The organism is Nonomuraea antri, assembly GCF_013283785.1.
Taxonomy (GTDB): Bacteria; Actinomycetota; Actinomycetes; order Streptosporangiales; family Streptosporangiaceae; genus Nonomuraea; species Nonomuraea antri.
Genome location: NZ_JABCPZ010000411.1, coordinates 1 through 4,562 on the forward strand (window position 1 = coordinate 1; position 4,562 = coordinate 4,562).

Annotated in this window: 5 protein-coding genes; all 5 read right to left on the reverse strand. The window is 69.7% G+C overall.

Annotated elements, in window-relative coordinates; all coding sequences use genetic code 11:
* Positions 1-102 precede the first annotated feature (102 nt).
* Positions 103-1,005, reverse strand: a complete 903-nt coding sequence (locus tag HII36_RS53425; RefSeq protein ID WP_173531068.1) for an IS5 family transposase — start codon at positions 1,003-1,005, stop codon at positions 103-105.
* Positions 1,006-1,089: 84 nt separating this feature from the next.
* Positions 1,090-1,524 (reverse strand): terpene synthase family protein, encoded by a 435-nt coding sequence (locus tag HII36_RS53430; protein WP_328808310.1) that lies wholly within the window; start codon positions 1,522-1,524, stop codon positions 1,090-1,092.
* A 488-nt stretch (positions 1,525-2,012) separates the two neighbouring features.
* Entirely contained in the window at positions 2,013-2,789 is a 777-nt protein-coding gene (locus tag HII36_RS53435; RefSeq protein WP_173531069.1) for an endonuclease/exonuclease/phosphatase family protein, read from the reverse strand.
* A gap of 212 nt (positions 2,790-3,001) precedes the next feature.
* On the reverse strand, positions 3,002-3,151 hold the full coding sequence (locus HII36_RS53440; RefSeq protein WP_173531070.1) for a hypothetical protein: 150 nt from the start codon (positions 3,149-3,151) through the stop codon (positions 3,002-3,004).
* Positions 3,152-3,375: 224 nt separating this feature from the next.
* Positions 3,376-4,562 (reverse strand): tetratricopeptide repeat protein (locus HII36_RS53445; protein WP_173531071.1); only part of this gene is annotated, 1,187 nt, incomplete at its 5' end.

A 4,562-nucleotide genomic window follows, 5' to 3' on the forward strand; every position in this document is an offset into this window, starting at 1 on the left:
AAGAGACAGGGCCGTGGCGGGTGGCGTGGTTCATGTGGCGGCTGGAGCGCAGGTGCCACTCGTGCCCGCCGGCCTGCCAATCCTGCAGCCCTAGGACGTGTTTCAAAGGATGGCTAGCCAGTCGTTGATGGCAGCGATGTGGACGGTGGCTTCGTAGCGGACGGCGAGTTTGTCGAAGCGGGTGGCGATGCCGCGATGCCGTTTGAGCCGGTTGATGCCGCACTCGACGGCTGAGCGGGCGCGGTAGTCAAGGGGGTCGAAAGCTGGAGGCCGGCCACCGTGGCTGCCGCGCCGCTGCCGGGCGGCGATCCGGTCAGCAGGCTCGGGGATGGTGCAGCGGATCGCTCGTGCCCGTAGATGCCGGCGGATCGCGCGTGAGGAGTAGGCCTTGTCAGCACGGACGATCTGGGGTCGGGTGCGCGGGCGGCCTGGCCCGAGCCGGGGTACCCGGATCGCGGCCATGACCGCGGGGAACTGCGGCGCGTCGCCGCGCTGCCCGGCGGTGAGCACCACGGCCAGCAGCCGCTGTCCCTGCTCACACGCCAGGTGCAGCTTGGTCGACAGGCCTCCGCGGGATCGTCCAAGGGCATGATCGGCAGGTTCGGGCCGGACTCCGCCGGGTGGTTCGATCTGCAATTCGCCGTGCCGCGGGGCGCCGGCTGCGTGCTGATGGGCTCGGCAGATGGTGGAGTCCACGCCGACTTGCCAGTTGATCAGGCTCTGGGCATCGGCGGAGGCCTGGAGCCGGGTGAGGATCTGCTGCCAGATGCCAGCCCGCTGCCAGCGGCGGAACAGGCTGTAGATGGCCCGCCAGGAGCCGTAGCACTCCGGTATGTCCCGCCAGGGTGCGCCGACCCGGACCCGCCAGCGGATCCCGTCGATCAGCTGGCGTTTGCTCCACTGCGATGGCCGACCTGGCCTTTTGGGTGCGGGCAGCAGCGGCTCCAGCCGCGCCCACTGCGCATCGGTGAGGTCGAACCGCCGCGTCACCGCTAAGGTGGCCACGAGGTCTCCGGTTACAGGTTCTTCTTGGTCGTTGAACCCTTTACCGGAGGCCTCTTCGCTTGTCCGGCTCCGACACGCCGCTGATCAACACTTCGAAACAGGCCCTAGGGCGTAGGCGAGCACCTGTGACCGCTCGGCCGGGTCCAGGCGGTGTTCCTCGAACAGGGCCGGCAGTTCGGTCAGGGTGGTGTGCTCGAACTGGTGCAGCCGCGAGGTCAGCAGGTCGTTGACCCGGTCGGCGGCCTCTTGCGGGCCGCAGCCGCAGAAGTGCTCGAACACCAGCACGGCATTGTTGATCTCGCCTTCGTCCTGCGTTTCCCGCTGGTAGGAGAACAGGTCGTTACGCAGGTGGACGGCGTCGCTGAAGGCGTCCTTGAGCACCCGCAGCGCCCGAGTACCGGCCACACGAGCCGGGACCGGCGCGTTCGAGGCGTGCTCCACCAGCCCGGCGCGCCACGCATCCGCCTCCCGCCGGAACTGCTCATGCGGAATCGGCCGGTTGCCCGCCGACGTCGTCACCGCCCAGCAGCAGTGACAGCGACCATGCCGACAGATACCGGCTGAGCTGATCGAGGGTGGCGGTGACGTCGCTGGTCACCGGCCCACCATGCGCCACAGCGTTGCGGGAACGGCGCAGCCGTGCTCGTGCACCTCCCGGCGAGCGGCGACCAGGAGAAGATCGCGCGCGTTGCGTGGGGGTCACGCTCCGATCGGGCCAGTGCACGGTCGTTGTCCTGTCGTCTCGGGGGCTTCGGGATCGGACGGTTCGCCAAGTTCGGCGATGAGGCTTTGAAGTCGTCGGCCGATGGACGTATGCCGTTCGACCTCGCGGGTCCAGCCGCGGTCATCGGCGTCCTGGACGAGCTGCTGTTCGACCTCCAGCCGAGCGCGAAGCCTGGGCGCGTAGTCAGAGCGTGGCGGCATCCGTGGCGCGTCCCGGGGAGATCGGCGCGGAATCTGGGGATCGTGCCAGGTCGGCGCCGAGTGCGGGCGGCTGAACCCGGCGGCTAGCGGGCCACCATCGCGTGCATCGGTACGTGGTCCGACCAGGTGCGCCTGGCGTAGTCGACGAAGCATCCCCGCATGCGGCCGTCGCCCGCGAACACGTAGTCGATCTTCCGTTTGCGGGTGACATAGGTCCAGCGGTTGCGCGGGTCGCATTCGTCGCGGCCCTTGTAGGCGGGCGCGGCGTTGCGCGGCACGAGGTTGAGGTCGCCGCCGACGACGCCCCGGCCGAGCTTGAACAGCTCGCGAAGCTGCCGGTGCCGGTAGGGCGCGCCCTTCTGCCTGTCGTCGTAGATCGAGCCGGAGGAGAAGTGCGCGGTGCAGAACGTCCGGCCGGCCGTGCAGATCGCGTACCTGCGGGTGCCCCACGGCGGCGAGGTCAGCGCGTGCACCTCGAAGCGGGTGTCCGGCTCCGCCACGGCCATGGTGATGCTCCACACCCCGCGCGGCCTGCCGTTCCAGTCGGGGGCGCACTGGTACGGCGAGCCGTCCGGGTGGGCGAACCCGGCCGACTTCACGCTCCACGCCCGGCCGGTGCGTGTCTCCAGTTCGCGCTCCAGGTCGGCATCCGCGCCCGTGCAGAACTCCTGCAGGAAGACCACGTCCGCCTTGGTCGCCAGCACGGCGACGTGCCAGGCCAGCTCGGCGGTGGTGCGCCGGAACAGGGGGCAGCTCGCGTACGTGCCGGCGCAGGCGTTCCACGTCATCACGTGGACCACGGGAGCCTGCGCGGGCGCGTTGAGGGACAACAGGCCGGCGATCACGAGAAATCTGGTCATCACCGCACGAATCTAGGATGTAAGAAGCCCGCAGTCACGAGCAGGACCCGGGCGCGCCCAGTCCTCGACTCCGTCGAAGTCGCCCCTGCCGCCGAAGAACCTCGCCTGAACCGTACGCCTTGGCGCCGGCGGCGTTGGCGCGGGAGATCCGGCAGGCCGTCTCTGAACTGTGATTGCTCACGTCGGATTCCTGCGTGATGGGATCTGCGACGTCATCGGGAACGGCGGCGCCGATTGGCGGGGTCGTGCTCGGCGGTGATGCGGGCGGCGGTCTCCTCGCCCAGGCGCATGCAGCGGCCGAGGCTGGACAGGTGCTGGTGGCGGGATTCGGCCTGCAGTTCGGGGGCGGTGCGGCTGGCCACCCCAGCCCGACGGACGAGCCGCTGCCGGCATCCCCGCCGCCCGGCTCGGCCGCCACCTGGAAGGCCCGTACCCACGGCACAGGTGCCACGCGTGCCGCTTGGCCGATTTGAAGTGGCTGCGGGTGTGCCGCATCGCCGCCTGGCTGTGCCATTCCATGAGGTTGGTTACGTGGCGAGGATCGAACGGCGCGGAAGATGACCTGATGCACGAGATCCGTCGCCGGTCAGAGCATGTTCTTGATCGGCTGGGGTGTTTCCGGCACGGGCTGGGCGAGGAGTTCCGTCGCTTCCCATGATGAGAGGAGGCGGGCGTCGAGCAGGAGGCGGATGGAATCCTCCCACTGCTTGCGTGCTTCGCCGTGTCGTCCGAGATCGTGCAGTGTCGTGCCGAACCACCAGCGGGACACGGCTTCCTTCAGGCGGTATCCTGACTCGCTGAGCAGCCGCACGGCCGTCGTGTAGCTTTCCACCGCCTCGGTGAGCAGGCCGGCGTGGCGGTAGGCGTCGCCCAGCGAGCCGTGCGCGATGCCGGCATCGGCGAGCGGGCCCGCCTTCGGCCCCAGCTCAGCCAGCTCGCGCGCTTCCGCGATCGCCTCGTCGAAGCGCCCCTGACGGTAGTAGACGTGGACCCGGTTGTTACGGATCGTTTCCGTGGCGCCAGGGCGTCCGGCGTCGCCGTTGAGCTCCAACGCGGACTCCAGGTAGGCGAGCGCGTCGTCGAGTCGTCCCACGATCGTGTTGATGACCCCGAGGTTGTTGAGTGCTCCCGCCTTCCTTTGCGGCAGTCCGGCGCGGTCCCAGTCGGTGAGAGCGGTCTTCAGCTCCGCGATCGCGGCATCGTGGCGGCCCTGATCCCGGTGCACCCAGCCGAGGAAACTGCGCAGCTGGGCCTTGTCCTCCCAGGCCGCGCTGCGATCGGCCACCTCGATGGCGTGGGTGTAGATGTCGGCCAGTTGCGTGTGCCAGCCCTGGTAGCAGAAGGGCCAGTGGAGTCCGATGGCCAGGCCGACGGCGGTCACCGGGTCGGGGCCGGCCAACGCCTGCCGCGCGGCGGCGAGGAGGTTGTCCCGTTCGTCCTGGATCCATCGTCCCGCCTCCGCCAGGTCCTTGAAGACGGTCGGGGGCAACTCGACGGGGCAGCGCAGCACGGGATCGGTGTTGAACATGGTGCTCGCCATCCACAGGGTGGTCAGGTGGTGGTGGAGCGCACGTTGGACGGCGGCCGCGCGGTCGTCCTCAGGCAGGTCCTGGTGGGCGCGTTCGCGGGCATAGAGGCCGACCAGGTCGTGGAGCTGGTAGCGGTCGGGTCCGGCGGGTTCGAGGAGGCGGGCGTCGTGGAGGCGTTCCAGCGCCGTTTCCGCGCGGTGGTGTGGCCAGCCGGTCAGGGCGGCGGTGGCGGCGGGGGTATGGG